We start from the raw sequence: 2,587 nt of genomic DNA, 5'->3' as shown, positions 1-2,587 counted from the left end.
CGCAGCGCACGCGCCAAAGAAAAGGTGGAGCAGAATCGTGCGAAGCTGGAGCAATTTGCAGCATTGTCCCGCGAGCTGGGTGAAAAGGAAGACGTGATTGCACTGGCTTGGGTACTGTCCCATCCGGCCGTAACGGCTCCAATTATCGGACCACGGACCTTAGAACAGTTAGAGGATGCTCTACGGGTACCTGAGGTCAAATTGAGCGAAGATGTGCTTGCCAAGCTGAATGAGATTTTCCCCGGTCCGGGAAAACCTGCGCCAGAAGCCTACGCTTGGTAATAATACTTCGTACTCGTAATAAAACATCATTCTTTGTGAGAAATAATCGGTAAAAAAGCAGCAGATCAGGAGCTTCCTCTTTGATCTGCTGCTTTTTTTCTGGTGCCTGATCCACACTTGAACGACCGTGACAAGAATAAATATGCCCTAAATGGGATCTATCTTTTTAGATATGATTTGCTGAGTGGTTTTCTTATGATGTGTTACATAACTGTGCAGAATCATGCCGAGGATGACGATGAACATACCCATCCATGATAAAGGAGACGGCATGGGGATAGACAAAAAGATTAATTCTCCCATTAATGCAAAAAGAACTTCCAGAGATTGTGTTGCTTCTACGGTCGCCAGCTTTTGCATATTTTCACGAACCTGATCTGTAGCTTTAAAAAATAAAACCGTAGCGATCACCCCTGAAAACACAGCCACCAAAGCAGAGTGTATCGTCTGATCCTTACTTGGCATTCCCGCGCTGAAAACTCCATATAACGAAAGCAATAACCAGAAGGGTAAGCTGGCTAATGTCATCCCGAGCACACGCTGATAGGCATCCAATCGTCCCGCACAGACTTCCATCATTTTACGATTACCTAATGGATAGGCGAATGAGGCGAGTATGACAGGCAGAATACCGAATAAAAAATCTTGGGTAGAAATGGATTGCGACTGTTCGACTTGCATAAAAATAATACCGATTAAAATAACGAGAGACATCAACAGTCCCTGGAGGGGGATTTTTCCTCGTATTTTGACAGGGCCGTTCTCCGTCTGGACAACCTCAGCAAATAAAGGGACAAGCAAAGAACCAGAAATGATGGTAATTTGCCAGGTTCCCGCGATCAACCAACCTGGTGAATAAGCCGATGCGAAGCATAACGGAGCATAAAATAAGCCAAATCCGATGAAGCTCCACCACAACCACGTTCCTGGTTGTTCCTTCATGACTTTCCAAAGAGGCTTAAGCTTTTGTTGGGTCATCACAATGACGACTAGAATAGGAACCATAAACAGGTATCGCAATGAAGCACTCCAGATCCAGCTCCCGCCAGACAGCTCCATAGACCGGTTCAGAACAAATGTAAAAGCAAAAAAGAAAGCCGCCAACACACCTAACCAGATTGAGCGCATAGCATTCACCTAATTCTTTAAGTATCGTTATTTCTCATATTAATAACTTGAGATCATTCAATTCAAGAGTTTCTTACAGTTGACAAGGTAAAAGGGATGCTGTATATTACTGAAAGTTAATGTTAATAGTAATTGTTACGATTTAAAAAGAATGAAAATGAAAAGCCAACATTCAAGGGAGCGTAACGACGATGAATAAGAAAGCAATACCGGTAACAGTGTTGAGCGGATATTTGGGTGCAGGAAAAACAACGATTTTAAATCATGTATTAAACAATCGGGACGGAATGAAAGTGGCAGTCATCGTCAATGACATGAGTGAAGTGAATATAGATGCTGAGCTGGTTAAAAAAGAGGGCGGCTTGTCCAGAACAGAAGAAAAACTGGTCAAGTTGTCTAATGGTTGTATTTGCTGCACATTGCGTGAAGATTTATTGCTGGAGGTCAAGAAGCTGACGGAACAAGGCGGTTTTGATTATATTTTAATCGAATCTACAGGCATCAGTGAACCCGTGCCAATCGCTCAAACTTTTACATACGTTGATGAAGGAACGGGCATTGATTTGGCTTCGCTGGCAAAACTGGATTGCATGGTGACCGTAGTTGATGCGAATCGTTTCTGGCATGATTTTGAATCGGGAGAAACGCTACTGGATCGCAGTCAGGCTACTGGTGAAGACGACACGCGCGATATCTCGGACTTGCTGATTGACCAGATTGAAACCTGTGATGTATTGATTCTGAATAAGTGCGATCTGGTTCAGCCTGCGGAGCTGGACAAGCTGGAGGGTGTGCTGCGGAGATTACAGCCTGAAGCCCGAATCATTCGTACTTCCAAGGGAAAGGTCGCTCCTTCGGACATTTTGAATACAGGGTTGTTCAATTTTGACAAGGCTAGTCAATCCGCTGGATGGATTCGTGAGCTGGAGCTTGAAAGCCATACACCAGAAACGGACGAATATGGGATCAATTCCTTTGTATATCGCCGTAGAAGACCATTTCATCCTGCGAGATTGGCTGAATTTATGAACTACTGGCCGGAGGAGGTCGTTCGCGCCAAAGGTTTGGCCTGGATTGCAACCCCGCAGGATTGGGCAGCGAGTATTAGCCAAGCTGGACCATCTATTCAATTTGGCCCTGCGGGAAGCTGGCTTGCTGCGCTATCTGTAGAAGAACG

The 2,587-nt window shown here is 44.8% G+C and carries 3 protein-coding genes; 2 read left to right on the top strand and 1 reads right to left on the bottom strand.

What is annotated here, in order from left to right:
- A partial coding sequence (locus GRP75_RS24035) for an aldo/keto reductase (protein WP_160790574.1) occupies positions 1-282 on the top strand: 282 nt, incomplete at its 5' end.
- A gap of 147 nt (positions 283-429) precedes the next feature.
- Here GRP75_RS24035 and GRP75_RS24030 read toward each other — a convergent pair.
- Complete coding sequence (locus tag GRP75_RS24030; RefSeq protein ID WP_160790573.1) at positions 430-1,410, bottom strand: DMT family transporter; 981 nt, start codon at positions 1,408-1,410, stop codon at positions 430-432.
- Positions 1,411-1,601: 191 nt separating this feature from the next.
- Here GRP75_RS24030 and GRP75_RS24025 point away from each other — a divergent pair.
- A partial coding sequence (locus GRP75_RS24025) for a GTP-binding protein (RefSeq protein ID WP_160790572.1) occupies positions 1,602-2,587 on the top strand: 986 nt, incomplete at its 3' end.

The organism is Paenibacillus sp. OT2-17 (assembly GCF_009827695.1).
GTDB classification, from domain to species: Bacteria; Bacillota; Bacilli; order Paenibacillales; family Paenibacillaceae; genus Paenibacillus; species Paenibacillus polymyxa_B.
Note: the sequence above shows the minus strand (reverse complement) of the source record. Positions and strands in the feature narration are given on the sequence as shown.